Origin of the sequence: Anaerococcus sp. AGMB09787 (genome assembly GCF_022808955.1) — a bacterium.
Classification (GTDB): Bacteria; Bacillota; Clostridia; order Tissierellales; family Peptoniphilaceae; genus Anaerococcus.
Window position 1 is genome coordinate 1 of sequence record NZ_JAKZEY010000026.1, and the last position, 15,346, is coordinate 15,346.

11 protein-coding genes and 1 other annotated feature are annotated in these 15,346 nt (G+C 34.9%); of the genes, 10 read left to right on the forward strand and 1 reads right to left on the reverse strand.

Annotated elements, in window-relative coordinates:
- Nucleotides 1-173 precede the first annotated feature (173 nt).
- The 10 genes from MUN42_RS06535 to MUN42_RS06580 all read left to right on the forward strand — a co-directional run bounded on the left by MUN42_RS06535 (nt 174) and on the right by MUN42_RS06580 (nt 13,328).
- On the forward strand, nt 174-2,183 hold the full coding sequence (locus MUN42_RS06535; RefSeq protein ID WP_243343785.1) for a DHH family phosphoesterase: 2,010 nt from the start codon (nt 174-176) through the stop codon (nt 2,181-2,183).
- Nucleotides 2,161-2,610, forward strand: a complete 450-nt coding sequence (rplI, locus tag MUN42_RS06540; RefSeq protein WP_243343788.1) for a 50S ribosomal protein L9 — start codon at nt 2,161-2,163, stop codon at nt 2,608-2,610. Before MUN42_RS06535 ends, rplI begins: the two co-directional genes overlap by 23 nt.
- Nucleotides 2,610-3,941 (forward strand): replicative DNA helicase, encoded by a 1,332-nt coding sequence (gene dnaB, locus MUN42_RS06545; RefSeq protein WP_243343789.1) that lies wholly within the window; start codon nt 2,610-2,612, stop codon nt 3,939-3,941. The genes rplI and dnaB overlap by 1 nt, the downstream gene beginning before the upstream one ends.
- The gene (locus MUN42_RS06550; RefSeq protein WP_243343790.1) at nt 3,928-4,488 is read left to right on the forward strand and encodes a GNAT family protein; all 561 of its coding nucleotides are present in this window, start codon (nt 3,928-3,930) and stop codon (nt 4,486-4,488) included. Before dnaB ends, MUN42_RS06550 begins: the two co-directional genes overlap by 14 nt.
- Complete coding sequence (locus MUN42_RS06555) at nt 4,478-5,221, forward strand: DnaD domain protein (RefSeq protein WP_243343791.1); 744 nt, start codon at nt 4,478-4,480, stop codon at nt 5,219-5,221. The genes MUN42_RS06550 and MUN42_RS06555 overlap by 11 nt, the downstream gene beginning before the upstream one ends.
- Nucleotides 5,205-6,176 (forward strand): ATP-binding protein, encoded by a 972-nt coding sequence (locus MUN42_RS06560; protein WP_243343792.1) that lies wholly within the window; start codon nt 5,205-5,207, stop codon nt 6,174-6,176. The genes MUN42_RS06555 and MUN42_RS06560 overlap by 17 nt, the downstream gene beginning before the upstream one ends.
- An 8-nt stretch (nt 6,177-6,184) precedes the next feature.
- The gene (locus MUN42_RS06565; protein ID WP_243343793.1) at nt 6,185-6,850 is read left to right on the forward strand and encodes an NAD(P)H-hydrate epimerase; all 666 of its coding nucleotides are present in this window, start codon (nt 6,185-6,187) and stop codon (nt 6,848-6,850) included.
- Between the two features lie 626 nt (nt 6,851-7,476).
- Nucleotides 7,477-9,234 carry a thiamine pyrophosphate-dependent enzyme gene (locus MUN42_RS06570; protein WP_243343794.1) on the forward strand — a complete coding sequence of 586 codons (1,758 nt, stop codon included), beginning with the start codon at nt 7,477-7,479 and terminating at the stop codon, nt 9,232-9,234.
- A gap of 381 nt (nt 9,235-9,615) precedes the next feature.
- Nucleotides 9,616-10,905 (forward strand): serine--tRNA ligase, encoded by a 1,290-nt coding sequence (serS, locus tag MUN42_RS06575; RefSeq protein ID WP_243343795.1) that lies wholly within the window; start codon nt 9,616-9,618, stop codon nt 10,903-10,905.
- 176 nt (nt 10,906-11,081) lie between these two features.
- Nucleotides 11,082-13,328 (forward strand): phospholipase D family protein, encoded by a 2,247-nt coding sequence (locus MUN42_RS06580; protein ID WP_243343797.1) that lies wholly within the window; start codon nt 11,082-11,084, stop codon nt 13,326-13,328.
- A gap of 274 nt (nt 13,329-13,602) precedes the next feature.
- Here the strand turns inward: MUN42_RS06580 and MUN42_RS06585 are convergent, their stop codons facing one another.
- A complete protein-coding gene (locus MUN42_RS06585; RefSeq protein WP_243343799.1) occupies nt 13,603-14,763 on the reverse strand; it encodes a cobalamin-independent methionine synthase II family protein in 1,161 nt (386 codons plus the stop codon).
- A 79-nt stretch (nt 14,764-14,842) separates the two neighbouring features.
- Nucleotides 14,843-15,080, reverse strand: a binding site (T-box leader).
- Nucleotides 15,081-15,346: the final 266 nt, after the last annotated feature.

Below are 15,346 nucleotides of genomic sequence, written 5' to 3' on the forward strand. Positions count from 1 at the left end.
GCACTATCCTAATTGGGTATTATTTATACTAAAGATATTTATTTGTTAGAATTTTTATATAAAGTAAAATAAGAATTAGTCTAATTTAAAGATGACTTTTAAATAATAGCGATATTTTTCGTTATTTAGGGATTAATGATATAATAATAGATATAAGGAAAAAGGAGATTAATATGAAAAGGAAGGAAGAGTTCATAGCTAGTAATTTTACCTTGATTATAGTAGTTTTGCCAGCTATTGCTTCACTTATGCTTTTTTATTACAATCAAATATTGGGAGCCTTGGCTATTATCCTAACTATAGCTTTGTATTTTTTTCTGAGAAATATCAATCTAAGGATGGGAGAGAGGCTACAGGCTTATGTTGATGATCTTGATTTATCATTTGATAGTATAACAAAGAATGTAGTTTTTGAGATGCCCTTTCCAATAGCGATTATTGATGATGAAAGGTCTATTAAATGGCACAATTCATATTTTAAGGAACTCTTTGATGAGAAAGTTCTAATCGGTAAAAATTTAGATGAGCTTATACCAGACCTATCGGGAGAAGATTTCGACGAAGATGAGGAAAAGATCTCAAAGAAGATTGATCTTGATGACAAGGTAGTAGAATTTTATTATAACAAGATAGAAGATCTAAAAAAACATAAGAGTCAAACTTTTCTCTATGGGATTGACAACACTTATGATGAGTCTATCAAGCAACTATTTAAGGATAAGAGGATGGTATTCTATTCAGTATTTGTAGACAACTATGATGATATTAGAAATGCGACACTTGCGCTAGATTGGCCTCAAGTTTTAGGTAAAATCGATAGAATTATAAATGAATATTTTAAAGACCATAATTGTATAGTTAGAAAATATGAAAATGATAGGTTCATGATAATTGGTGAGTTTAAGGATTATAGGGATATCTATAAAGATAAGTTCTCTATCTTAGATGAAGTCAGGTCTATTGATCTTGGCAATAGCTTACCTCCAACCCTATCTATTGGTGTAGGAATAGCTGGAGCCAAGCCTGGAGATATTTATAGTGAATCTAGGGGAGCAGTAGATATTGCACTATCGCGTGGAGGCGACCAGGCTGTAGTTAAGCTGGAAGATAACTACGAATACTTCGGTGGAAAGTCCAGGGCTATAGAAAAGACATCCAAGGTAAGATCTAGGGTAATTTCTCAAGCCCTAAAGCGTATGATCCAATCATCGCCAGATATTTATATTATGGGCCATAATAATCCAGATATGGACTCCTTTGGCTCAGCCCTCGGTCTATATGAAGGAGCCTTAGATTTTGGAGCAAGGGTATATATTGTCCTCAATGAAGTCACTAGGCCAATCGAAAATATGTACGATAGGGCAACTTCGGAGATGGAAGAGCTAAAGGATAATATCCTCACAGAAGATGAGGCTCTCAAAAAGATTAGCCCACAATCCTTAATTATAGTAACCGATAACCATAGGAAAAATTCTACAGAAGCGCCTACTATCCTAGATAAGACCGATAATGTCCTTATAGTAGACCACCATAGGAGGGGTAAGGATTATATAGAAAAAGCCACCATATCCTATATAGAGCCTTATGCATCCAGTGCATCAGAGCTTGTTACGGAGATCTTATCCTACCTAGATGAGAACTTTAAGGCAAGAAAGGTTGTAGCAGAATCTCTCCTTGCGGGTATAACAGTAGATACAAAGAACTTTGTCTACCAGACAGGAGTGAGGACTTTCGAGGCTGCTTCTATATTAAAAAGATGGGGGGCTGATAGTGTCTACATCAAGAGAATGTTTAAGGATGACTTCGAAATTGTAAAATACAAGTCAGAAGTTATAGCGGATTCCTTTATGGTAAATGACTTTATAGCCATAGCCCACTTTAAGAGGGATATAGATGGATCAACTCTTATAGCAAGCCAAGCTGCAGATGATCTTCTTAACATAAAGGGAGTTAAGGCAAGCTTTGTTTTAACTATAGCTAACAACAAAATTCACATATCAGGTAGAAGCTTGGGCGATATATCGGTACAATTGATATTGGAACGCATTGGAGGCGGTGGGCACTTAACAGCTGCTGCCACCCAATTAGATATGAGCATGGACTATGCTGAAGAATTGTTAAGAAAAGCAATAAATGAATATTTAAGAGAGGAAGAAGAAAATGAAAGTAATACTAACAGATAATATTGTAAGAGTTGGAGTTAAGGGAGACCTAGTAGATGTAAAGCCAGGATATTTTAGAAACTACCTTGATCCACAAGGTAAGGCTGTAAAGGCTACTAAAGAAAATATGGCTGAACTTGAGAAAATGAGAGACCAACTAAAGGCTGAAGAAGAACAAAATAGAAAAGAAGCAGAAGGTCTAAAAGAAAAAATCGAAGCTCTATCCTTATCAAAGAAGGTAAGAGTTGGAGAAGATGGCAAACTATTTGGATCAATCACTAACAAGGATATCGCAGAAAGCCTAGCTGAAGAAGGAATCGAAGTAGATAGAAAGAGAATCGAAAAGCTTGAAGAAATCAACGGAATAGGCGAATTTGAATTAAATGTAAGGCTTTATGAAGGAGTTAATGCTACACTTAAGGTTAATGTTGAAGCTGAGGTAGAATAATGACTGAGGCCCAAAGGCCCCTACCAAATGACTTCCTAGCCGAAGAAGCTATAATCGGAAGTATCCTAAAGAAAAACGAAACTTTCGATACAGTAAATCAAATTATTAAACCTAGTGACTTTTATGATTCTAGAACCCAGAGGATATATAAGAGCATCGTAACTATGTTCGAAAAAGATATCAAGGTAGATGAGGTATCTTTGATATCCCAGTTGAGTAATGAGAATATATTAGAAGAAGTTGGAGGGGAGGAGTTTATCACAGAGATTACCCTCTCCTCATTTTATACTCCTAATGTCGATACATATGCTAACTCGGTTAAAGAAAAGTCTATCTTGAGAAGTCTAATAGGGGCGGGCGAGGATATTGTCGAACTAGGTTATAGGTCTAATGATAGGGTAAATACAATACTTGCCGAAGCTGAAGAAAAAATCTTCAAGATAAGCCAAGTTACCCAAAATGAAGGTCTAGTGAGGGTTTCAGAAATCCTAGATGATACCCTAACACAGATCAACGAATTGACTTTAAACAATGGAAATATAACTGGAGTAAGTACAGGGCTTGATACAATTGATAATAAACTATCAGGCCTCCAACCTTCCCAACTTATCCTCCTTGCGGCAAGACCTGCTATGGGTAAGACTGCCCTAGGCCTAACCTTTGCCTGGAATGCTGCCAAGCTTGGTAAGTCTGTGGCCTTCTTTTCCCTAGAGATGAGCTCCTACCAACTAAACCAAAGGCTCTTGTCCATGGTATCCCTTGTCCATTTGGAAAATATAATAAGGGGTACTATAAGGGATGAGGACTGGGAGCTCCTAATCAGGGCAACCAAGGAAATAAGGGAAAAAGACCTCTATGTCGATGAAACCCCAGGAATAAGCCTATCAGAGATGAGGAGTAAGTTAAAGAAACTAAAGTCAGAGGCAGGTCTAGACCTTGTCGTGATTGACTACCTCCAACTTATGCAGGCTGATTCTAGGCAAGAAAATAGGCAAAATGAAATAGCTTCCATATCAAGAGGACTAAAGAACCTCTCCAAGGAGCTAAATTGCCCTATCCTATCCCTTGCTCAACTATCTCGTGAGGCTGACAAGAGGGCTGACCACAAGCCTATTCTATCAGACCTAAGGGAGTCTGGAGCTATAGAGCAAGATGCCGATGTTGTTATGCTTCTATACAGAGAAGATTATTACGATGAAGAAAAAAGTCCTAACGAAGCCAAGGTGATTTTTGCCAAGCATAGGAACGGCCCAACTGGTAGTGTAGACCTATACTTTAATAAGCCATGTACCACTTTTAAGGACTTTACCAATAGGGATGAAGATGGCTAGGGTCTATTTAGAAAAGCTTAACTTGGATACAGCAAAAGAAGTCAAGCTATGGGAAAATTTTACCGATGAGAGATTACAAGGCTACAATTATGCCGACCTATCAGATTTTGAAATAAAGGTATGGTACGGGTCCTTGACCTCACCCCTCAAAAAATACTTCGCAGTAAGAAAAATTGATGATGATAGGTTTATAGGATTTTTGGGTCTTAAGCAAATTAACTACCTCAAGAAGAAGGCGAAGATAGGAGTAGTCTTTGATAGCGCCTATACATCAAGGGGCTATGGCCTAGAAGGACTTGACCTACTAATTGATAAGGCTTTTTCAAATATGAAATTTAAGGAACTAAGCCTGGATGTCAATCTTTTTAATACCAGGGCTATTGCCACCTACAAAAAATTGGGCTTTCAAATAACAGGTGAGAAGAAGGAAGTTTTTGAGAACCAAGGTATCAAATTTGATGAGAGATACTTTACTAAGGAAGCAGGAATTATTTATAGCAAAATTCTTGAAATGAAACTAACTAAGGATGATTATTATGGACTTTAAGATGCAAGAATTAAAACTAGATATGGGAACCACGCCCTTTGAGAATATGTTTTTGAATACTTATGTCCAAATGGCTGATGGAGATGCACTTAAGGTCTATCTTTTAATCTACAAGAACGTCTACAATTATGGAAGGGCAGATTCCGAAAAGATTAAAAGACAACTCTCCTTCTCTGATGAGAGGTTCGAGCAGGCAGTAAATTTTTGGGTGAATATGGGTATTTTTAGAGAAAAAAGGGCCGATAATGGAACAAGCTTTATAGAAATCGTATCCCTTAGACAAATGTATTTTGGGGATAGTGATGAAACTTCTATAGAGTCAAGCGAAAATTCCTACGACCTTGCCCAAAGGAAGTCTATCATGTTTGACAATATAGAAGCCATCATCCAAAGGAGCCTGACCCCTGCTGATATAACTAGGATTCAAGAGACTATACTAGAATACAAAGCAGATCCAGAGCTTGTAACGGAGGCGTTTAGACAAGCCAAGTCTACTGGCAATGTTGATGTAAAGTATGTAATGGGCTTTATAAAGACATGGCGAGACCAAAATATCTCCTCCCTAAATGAACTAAGAATGAAGGAAGAAAGAGATAAGCTTACAAGGTCAAGGTCTCCTAGGACCTATAAAAGGTCAAGCAAAGATCCTACTAGCAAGGACGAAGTAGCTGATTTTATTAAGAGAAAAAGAGAAGAAAGATTAAAAGAAATCTTAGATGAAAGGGATAGGTAAGATGACCCCTGAGAAAAAAGCAAGCCAAATCCTTGAACAAAGGAGAAAATTGGATAGGGAAAATCAGCAAAAGAGAATAAATGAAGTCTATGAGAAAATCCCCCAAATCAAGTCTATAGACAGACAAATAAAGCAGTTGGGCTTTACCTCACTAAAACTTGCTTCCTTAGGAAAAGATACAGAGGAGCTAGAAAAAAAGATTAAGGACCTATCATCCTACAAGAAAAGTCTCCTTAGAAAAAATAGCTATAGCGAAGACTATATGGATATAAAATACTTCCATCCTGTCTGTGAGGATACTGGCTTTGTAGGAAACAAGGTATGCTCTTGTAGGAAGCAACTCATTATTGATCAAAAATATGACCAGTCAAATATTAGGGACAAGATAAGGGAGGAAAACTTTGCTACCTTTAATATAAACTTATTTTCACAAAATCCTGACAAGTATCCAATAAGTCCCTACGAAAATATGACCCATATCCTAAAGATAGTAAGAAAGTATTGTGATAATTTTGCCTACGAAACTTCTAATATTTATATATATGGTGAAGTCGGTAGGGGTAAGACCTTCCTATTAAATTCCATAGCCAAGGAAATCCTAGACCAAAACTTCTCAGTCCTCTATGTTACTGCCCCAAGGCTTTTCAAATTTTTGAATGACTACCTCTATGCCTTTGAGGATAGGAGGGAGAAACTTGATGAAAAATATAGACTAATATTCGAATCGGACCTTCTAATAATTGATGACCTGGGAGCAGAAGCCTCAAGGCCAAAGGACCCAGCCCTATTATTTGACTTAGTTAACGAGAGGATGAATGAAGGAAAACCTATAATATTTTCATCGAACTTAGACCTTGCAAGTTTACAAGAAGAATATGGTGATAGGATTTTTTCTAGAATTATGGGAAATGAAACAAAGATATTAGAAATTTACGGTAGGGACCTAAGACTTTAGGAGGAAAGATGTTAGTAGTTGGTAGAGAACAAATGCAAAAAATAGACACCTATGCCATAGAAGAACTCAAAATTCCATCCCTATGCCTAGTAGAGAGGGCATCTCTGGCTATATTAAAAAATATAGACCTAAAAAAGAGAAAAACCTTCGCTATAATAGTAGGAGTAGGAAACAATGGGGCAGATGGCATAGCCCTTGCGAGAAACCTCCTAGCTCAAGGCTTATATGTCGAAGTCTATATAGTAGGAAGCTTGGATAAGGCGAGTAGTGACTTTAGAGTAAACTATGAGGCAGTTATCAAGCTCACTGATAGGGTCTATCCTCTAGTTAGCCTAGAAGACCTTGCCATTATGGAAGCTAATTTGAGCGAAGTAAGCACGATAGTAGAAGGAATATTTGGTACAGGTCTTAATCGTACCATCAAGGCGCCTTATAGCTTTGTAATCGAAGCCATCAACCGTAGCTTAAAATACACAATCTCTATAGATATACCATCAGGACTAGATGCTACAGCTGGCAAGACCTATGGGGCAGTAGTCGATGCTGACCTAATAGTATCCATGGAGGTTATGAAAAAAGGCGTCTACATCAACTCATCCTTTAGGGACAAGTGCCTAGTAGAAGACATAGGTATTCCTAAGCTTGCCATAGATAAAATTATGCAAGACAATTAGGGCCTCAGAGAAAATCCGTCCCCTGTAGATTTTAAAGATTCTATACTATTATTTTATAATCAAATAAAGTAAGGTCTGATTAGATAATATTGTGCCCACATAACTTATATACTTGTGATAAAAGTCCTGTATCTCTGGGTTTTGATATTTATCTGAAGAGGAGTTAGATAGCGTAGAAATCATTTTAAATTGTCAAAAGGTCAATCAACACAAGTGTAAAATATAAAATTAAAAAATGGACAAAAATTAGCTTCAAGAGTAGAATGAAAATGAAGTATATAATCTAAAGATGCTGATATTTTTTTTATTTTATTCATATTCGAAAAGGAGGATCTTTCCTCCTTTTTTTGTACCTATCTTAGCTTTCGGCTAGGACTTGTTCTTTTAATATATTAGATTATATAGGCTTATTTACTTTACGTCAGGAGCGAAATAAGAGTCTTATATTTAAAATCAAATCACCGACCTTTTTAAAGACTATACTTCCTATAATAATTTCTTATGCTATGTCCATTTTTGAGTTCATGTTTGACCTAAAATATATTGGGTAATATATCTATGTAGTGATAATTAGTAAATATTAATTAATTAAAAAAGATTTGAATTTTACGAAAAGAGGTAATAATATGAAAATGTCAGCAGCTAAAGCTTTATTACAAGAGTTAAAACTTTGGGGAATAGATCACGTATATGGTATTCCAGGATCTTCATTAAATGGTATGATGAATGCTTTGAGAGAAGAAGGAGATGATGGAGTTAAATATATTCAAGTAAGGCACGAATCAGCTGGAGCTATGGCAGCATCTGCTGAAGCTAAACTTTCTGGAAAAATTGGTGTAGCTTTTGGCTCAGGTGGGCCTGGTTCAACTAATTTAACAAATGGATTGTTTGACGCAAAGATGGATAGAGTTCCTATGCTTGCCTTAGTTGCTCAATCAGACTCAGTTAATCAAAATATGCACTCCTTCCAAGAAACTGAAATCTTACCATTTTTTGATAATGTATCAGTCTATAATAGGAAAGCCATGTATGCTGAACAAATTCCTTATATGATAAATGATGCTATTAGAACAGCTTATGAACAAAATGGAGTTTCTGTTGTTATTCTCCATAATGATTTAATGGAAGAAGAAATTGACTATCAACCAAGCAGTGGAGAAACAAAAATAATTCCTGAACCAATACATTATCAAATAGATACTAACAAAGTAGATAAGATAGCAAATGATGTCAAAAACGCTAAAAGACCTGTCCTCTATCTAGGAAGAGGAGTTATGAATTATACAGATCAAGCAATTAAACTTTCAGAAAAGTTTAATCTTCCTGTTGTATCTTCAGCCGCATCAGTCGGATTGGCTTTCCCAGTTAATCATAAAAACTACATGGGAGCTTTTGGTAGATTAGGTACTAAACCTGGCTTTGAATTAATTTCAAATTCAGATTTAATATTAATGATAGGCTCATCTCATCCTTTTGCGAAGTTTTGGCCTAAATCATCTAAGGTTATCCAAGTAAATAACTCATTTAGAGAAATTGGTAGACAAGTTGAAGCTTATGATTCTGTAGTTGCTGATGCTGGTGATTTTATAGAAGCTATGCTTTCAAGTGAAATAGCAAGAGAAGAAGATGGCTATATTAAAGCTGCTAGAACCGATATGGAAGCATGGAAGAAATATTTAGAAAATCAAGCAGATAGAGAAGGTGATGTAATCTATTACGAATCAGTATTAAGAAAGATTAGAGACTATAGTGACGAAGATGCTGTTTATGCTTTAGGTGTAGGTAATAATACAACTCATTCTGTAAGGTTTCTTCCTCTAAATGGTAAGGCTAAGTATACATTGTCTGCTTGGTTTGCAACACTTGGATACTCAACACCTGCTTCTATAGGGGCTTATTTACAATATCCTGACAAGCAAATTTGGTCTATAGTAGGCGATGGTGGATTTGCCATGAATAATCAAGAAATACTCACTCAAGCAAAATATAAGATGCCAATTATAAATGTAGTAATCACTGATGAGACTTTTGGCTTTATAAAGCATGCCCAAATAGAAACTTATAAGGATGAATTTGGTGTAGATATACAAAATGCTGATTGGGCTAAGGTAGGAGAAGGCCTAGGGGCTATAAGCTTTAAAGTAACTAATAAAGAAGAATTAGAAGAAGCTTTTAAAAAGGCAATTGAGCTAAATAAAGATGGTAATAGGAAACCTATTTTGATAGATGCTCATGTTGTATATGAGGACCCATTAGATACTTCTAAAATGAAACTTGATAGAAATAAATTTTCAGATGAGGAAATAGAAGAATATCTTAAAGAAGAAAATATTTCTGATCAACCGCTCTTAGAAGATTTAATAAGAGAAGAAGAAGTTAAATAACATTAATTATACAAGTAAAACAAGTGTCAAACTAAATTTAGATACACAGCCAGTCCCTATTGGCACAATATAAGTAAAGTTATCTTTAGTTAATAAATTAATCTATAAGGATATCATTCTTTCATGGTTTGTTAGTAAAACATGATAATATATTATATTGGGGTATAGTATAAATAACTAAATAGTGCTATGAGAAGACCTAGTAACCGGGGCAATGTAGATAGAGAGGGAATGGTTGGTGGAAATTCCTTGCAGGAGCCGGCGAATCTACCTTTGAGCATATAGTAAATTAAGGCAAGTATTTGCATAATTTGGGTGGCACCACGAGACCTTCGTCCCAATAGGGGGGGTCTTTTTTTATTTTGAATTTAAGGAGTAAGTATGATTGATATTAAGTTAATAAGAGAGAACCCTGACTTTGTTAAGGAAAATATTAAGAAAAAGTTCCAAGATGAGAAACTTCCCCTAGTAGATGAAGTTAGAGAATATGACGAGAAACTAAGGGCAGTAAAGACCGAGGGAGATAATTTAAGGGCTGAAAGAAATAAAACTTCCAAAAACATCGGAGTCCTAATGGGTCAAGGCAAAAAGGAAGAAGCTGAAGAAGCCAAGAACCATGTCAAGGAAATTAACCAAAGACTAATAGACATAGAAAAAGAAACTGAAGATTATAGTGAAGAAGTCAAGAAAAGAATGATGGTCATTCCTCAAATAATTGACGATACAGTTCCAATAGGCAAGGACGATAGCGAAAATGTCGAAATAGAAAGATTTGGCGAGCCAGTAGTTCCTGACTATGAAATTCCTTACCACATAGACATTATGGAAAGCTTCGATGGAATTGACCTAGATAGCGCTAGAAATACATCAGGAGCAGGCTTCTACTACCTAAAGGGTGACATAGCTAGACTCCACTCAGCTATTATATCCTATGCTAGAGATTTTATGATAGATAGGGGATTTACCTACTATGTACCTCCATTTATGATAAGGTCTAACGTAGTTACGGGAGTAATGAGCTTTGCTGAAATGGAAGATATGATGTATAAGATCGAAGGCGAAGACCTATACTTAATAGGAACATCAGAGCATTCCATGATTGGTAAATTCATCAATACAATAAATGAAGAGGCAGAAATGCCTCTAAAGATGACCTCTTACAGCCCATGCTTTAGAAAGGAAGTAGGAGCTCACGGTATAGAAGAACGTGGAGTATATAGAATCCACCAATTCGAGAAGCAAGAAATGGTAGTAATAGCAAGACCTGAAGAGAGCAAGGACATCTACAACGAACTATGGCAAAATACAGTAGACTTCTTTAGGTCACTTGAAATCCCTGTTAGAACCCTAGAATGTTGCTCAGGCGACCTAGCTGATCTCAAGGTAAAATCTTGTGACGTTGAAGCCTTCTCACCAAGACAAAAGAAATACTTTGAAGTAGGATCATGCTCAAACCTAGGAGATGCCCAAGCCAGAAGACTCGGTATAAGACTTAGAGGAGAAAATGGAACCTACTTTGCCCACACATTAAACAACACGGTAGTAGCTCCACCTAGGATGCTGATAGCCTTCCTAGAAAATCTTCTCCAAGAAGATGGCAGCGTAAAAATACCTAAACCTCTACAAATGTATATGGGGGGCAAGGAAAGACTAATCCCAAAGGAAAAATAAAATAATAAATAAAGGCTGGTGGAAGTCAAACAATCCACCAGCCTTTATTTTACCATTTATAAATATCTATAAATTTGATTGAACTAAAGGTCAATAAATACAAAAAATTTTAAAGCATATGCTCTAGTATATGAATATGATATAATAAAAATAATCATTAAGCTAGGAGATGACTTATGGATATTGAAAATATGAACTTTTTAGATAATATTAATGATTCTGGAAATATTGAAACTATTCATATATTGAAAGATGGAGAAGAAGTTAATTTGGAGATAGGAGAGATTTTTGATAGCAAAAAATATGACAATCTGCTAGCAGTTACTTATTCAGTATCTCCAAGTTTTGTAAATCAGTATCTAATGGATTTTGATAATGTTGAAATTGTAATTGGTATTGACAATAATGAAATAAAAAAATCTATGAATGAACTTGCTAAACATTTAAAAGATAATATCCTAAAGCAAATAAGGGGTGAATCTATTAAGTTTTATGAAGAGTTGAATATTGAATCTAAGTATAAACTTGGTAGGGGAAATTTAAAAATTTGGGTTAGTACAAGTTACATAATTCATTCTAAATTTTATTTATTATGGAATGATAGTGGGGATAATAGGTTAATACTAGGCTCAGCCAATCTTTCTAATAGGGCCTTCGATAAAGATAGTTCACAGTTTGAAAATATTATAATTTTTGATAACTCAAATCTTTTTGATATTTATAAGGATTACTATAAGGATAATATATCAAGAGTATTAAGTGATTATATTCCTAAAGAGCTTTATAGGATTAATGCTAAAAATTTCAAAGGCGTAGAAAGTATTAATGATATTAAGAATGGTGAAGTTTTTATTCTCTCTAATGAAGAAGTCGAGAAAATTAAAGAAAAGGCTGCATCGGGTATTATAAATGACGTTAATAAAAATATAAGCTTAGGATTATACAAGGAAGATATAATAGAACAGATGGATAATATTTCATCTGATAGGGCTCAAGTAAAAAATAATAGAAGGGAGTTAGAACGCTTCGAGGAGGTTGCTTATGAATTAGTCCATGAGTCCATAAACAAGAGAAAGCAAGAGCCAGCTATAAAGACTAAACAAACAATCGAAAGCCAAACTAAAAAAAAGATAGAAAAAATTTTAGTTAAAAAGCTAGAAGATGACCATACAAGTATTACTAGGGATTTTTTATATAGCAAGATAGATCTAAGGGATACGAAAAATCTTAGAAGTGGATTATTTGTAAGGTCGAATTTAAATAATAAGGCACTTATCCCATTTGGAGGGAGAAAGGAAAGCGATAGTTTGCGTGAAGCACTAAAAAATTTAAATGCCTATATGGAAAGCTTTGTGCAATATGCAAATGGTTATACGGATGAATATGGTAAGAGAATATTTGAAAGTATATTATGTATTTTTACAGCTCCATTCCTATATGAACTTAGGGAAAAAATGGATATCGAAGAAAATAGATTAGATATACCCCAATATGTTTTTATAGGTGGAGAAGCCGGGAGTGGGAAGTCTTCACTTTTATCAGTTCTATCTAAATTAATAGGAATTAATAAGGGAGAATTTTATCTTTGGAAGGATCTCTTAGGTACTAGGGGAAATAGTCAAAAAAGAGATAGGATAGAAAGAATCCAAGGATGGATTATGGAAAATAACGTAAATCCTATATTGATTGATGAAATTGATAATGAATTTTTTACTAAGGAAGCTTATGGCAGAGATTTTATAGTTGATACTGCAAATATATGTACTAGAAGAACTGACCCCTATCCAATTTTAATAGCTACTACCAACACCAAATCTTATGCCTTGCCAAAGGAAGCTAGAAGGAGAAGCTATTATCTAATAATAGATAGGGTATTAAAAAGATCACAAGAATCTACAGAGATTTATAAGAAAATTTATGAGAGCATAGATAATACTTTGTTTACAGATTTTTGCTTTAGGATGTCAGAGAGGCTAGAGAGTGCTTCAGATTATAAATGGGATAATTACACAGACAATAATGACTTTGATTTTCTATATAATACTAGGGATATATTTAAAGACTACTACAAAGAGCTTGACTTGCCCCTACCAAGATATTTTCCAGAAACTAAGTACAACGATGATTCAGAGGCCAATAAGGAAAAATGGGCAAATTTATACCGTGGTTCTAGGGAGCTATTTATTTATGATAAAGAAAGCGGACATATCTTCTTTCAAATTACAAGTTTAAATGAAAACTACAGAACCTATGGAGCAAGCACTGGTCAAATATATGCTGATGCCTTGCCACAGGAAGTTTGTGTAGGAAGTGTCCACGGTGTTATTAATATTGAGCTTTATACAGATAAATTTTTTGAGTGGATAGAAGTTGAAAATCCTTACAAAAAGAAGTCCTTTATAAGTAAAATATTTAACAAATAAATTAATAAAAAAGACATGAAAAGTAACGTCTTTAGGAAGTAGAATATAAGGCAAATTTGCTTACCATAAATTGATCTGTTTATAATATAAGGAGCTGCTGCAAAACTATGAATAATCATCGTCCCATCGTTAGAAGGTTCTCTTAGACAATTTGTTATATAGCCTGCCGGCTCATAGAGGCCAAATTGTCGTGGAGGTTCTTCTAACGATTTTGGGACGATTTATTCATTCTGCAACAGCCCCGTTTTACTTACTACTAACAAACATGATAAATTTATTGACCGAAGAATTCTTCTGCAATCTCTTGACCTTGTTTGATTTTTGCCCATTGCTGATCATGGCTTAATTCGTTTCCGTTATCGCAAGAAGCAAAACCACATTGGTGGGATAGATAGAGTCTATCCTTATCGATAATTTTACTTGCTTTTTCTAAGAGGTCATAGACCCTATCCTCGTCATCCAAAGTAGCAGTTTTAGATGATAGGAATCCTAAAACTACTTCGCAGTCTTTATCTTTTAAGGCATTGAGGGAATCCAGGGATCCTGCCCTTTCATCATCCCATTCTAGATAAAACCTATCATAATTTTGTTTCTTAAGGAATAGATCTGCTATGGAATCATAAGTTCCTGAACCAAAGTGTCTTGATGCGTAGTTTCCCCTACAATTGTGAGTATAAATCTTAAGTCCTAGGGAATGGGCATAGTCAATAACTTCGTTATTTATAGCTATATATTTTTCAGCTAAATCTTTGTTTTTGGTATGAGAATCGGTTTTACTTTGACCATCGTATTGACTGTTTTCACTTTCATCGGCAAATTGCTCCCACAAACAGTCATCAAATTGGATGGTTTCGCCACCAGCATTTTTGAATTCTTCAAGGTATTCCTTGTAGGAAGCTATGAGATCTCTTTCAAAATCTTCTTCATTTTTATAATAAGAATCAACTAAATAATCAGTATTTATGGCATCACCAAAGGTATGGGATGGGGAAGGGATGGTTTGTTTTATCTTAACTCGTCCATCAGCTAATTTTTTGAGCCTTTTAAAATGGTCAATAAAGGGATGGTTCTTACCTGAAAGTTTGCCCTCGTATTTGATACCTATATCTTTTCTAGTTTCATACTTGCCATCATTGTCTTTTTCTTCGAAAAAATATCCTGTATCATTGATATATCTTTTAACACCATCAAAGCCCCAAACAAAGTCTAGATGCCAGAGAGCCTTTGGGTATTCTCCGTCAGTTATCTCTTCAAGACCTTCTTCAATTTGTTTTTCAACAATTTCTCCAACGGATCTTTCTTCACATTCCTTGTATCCCTCCAAGTCATCGTAGAAAGGATAAGTGATATCATCTCTGTTTTCTATCTCTCTCTTATACTTTAGAAGTTCATCATTTCTTAATAGGGAACCAACTGTTAAAAATCTCTTTGACATATTTACCTCTTTTCTTTTTTATCAAATGTTATTATATCCTTAGAAATGAACTATGGAAGAAACAAAAAAAGCCCGTCCCATAAAGGACGAGGCTACATTCCACGTGTTACCACCTTAATTTAAATTAATCTCACAATTAATAACTCATCGAGTACATCATAATACCCTATCTCTATAACGGGAGATCCCGTCTTATCCTAAATATCGGATAAGAAACTCAAAGGCCATTTTCAATCTAATCTTCCATAATTACTCTCACCACATGTAATCTCTCTGTAAAGGTCCATTAAATCTACTTTTCTTCTCACAGTTTGTTTTCTATTATCATTATATGGGTATTATTTATTTTGTCAAAATATTTTTAAAAATTTTATATAAGTAACGTAAATCCAGTCTTTAACTTTTTTGGGATAAGTTAAGACATTAGGAATGACCTGAACCCCAAAATCCGGAATACGGATGGAGGGGTTTTTGTATGCCAAAATACACAAAAGGATTTAAAATAAAATTAGTACTAGAATACTTATCAGGTGAATCAGGAGGACTTAAATCAATAGCTAAAACATATAATATTCCTAAAGGC

Bases quoted from the DNA above. Each gene is read 5' to 3' on its own strand.
- MUN42_RS06550 (WP_243343790.1), top strand. From the start codon at position 3,928: ATGAAGATGGCTAGGGTCTATTTAGAAAAGCTTAACTTGGATACAGCA.
- MUN42_RS06560 (WP_243343792.1), top strand. From the start codon at position 5,205: ATGAAAGGGATAGGTAAGATGACCCCTGAGAAAAAAGCAAGCCAAATC.
- serS (WP_243343795.1), top strand. From the start codon at position 9,616: ATGATTGATATTAAGTTAATAAGAGAGAACCCTGACTTTGTTAAGGAA.
- MUN42_RS06565 (WP_243343793.1), top strand. From the start codon at position 6,185: ATGTTAGTAGTTGGTAGAGAACAAATGCAAAAAATAGACACCTATGCC.
- MUN42_RS06535 (WP_243343785.1), top strand. From the start codon at position 174: ATGAAAAGGAAGGAAGAGTTCATAGCTAGTAATTTTACCTTGATTATA.
- rplI (WP_243343788.1), top strand. From the start codon at position 2,161: ATGAAAGTAATACTAACAGATAATATTGTAAGAGTTGGAGTTAAGGGA.
- MUN42_RS06570 (WP_243343794.1), top strand. From the start codon at position 7,477: ATGAAAATGTCAGCAGCTAAAGCTTTATTACAAGAGTTAAAACTTTGG.
- MUN42_RS06555 (WP_243343791.1), top strand. From the start codon at position 4,478: ATGGACTTTAAGATGCAAGAATTAAAACTAGATATGGGAACCACGCCC.
- MUN42_RS06585 (WP_243343799.1), bottom strand. From the start codon at position 14,763: ATGTCAAAGAGATTTTTAACAGTTGGTTCCCTATTAAGAAATGATGAA.
- MUN42_RS06580 (WP_243343797.1), top strand. From the start codon at position 11,082: ATGGATATTGAAAATATGAACTTTTTAGATAATATTAATGATTCTGGA.
- dnaB (WP_243343789.1), top strand. From the start codon at position 2,610: ATGACTGAGGCCCAAAGGCCCCTACCAAATGACTTCCTAGCCGAAGAA.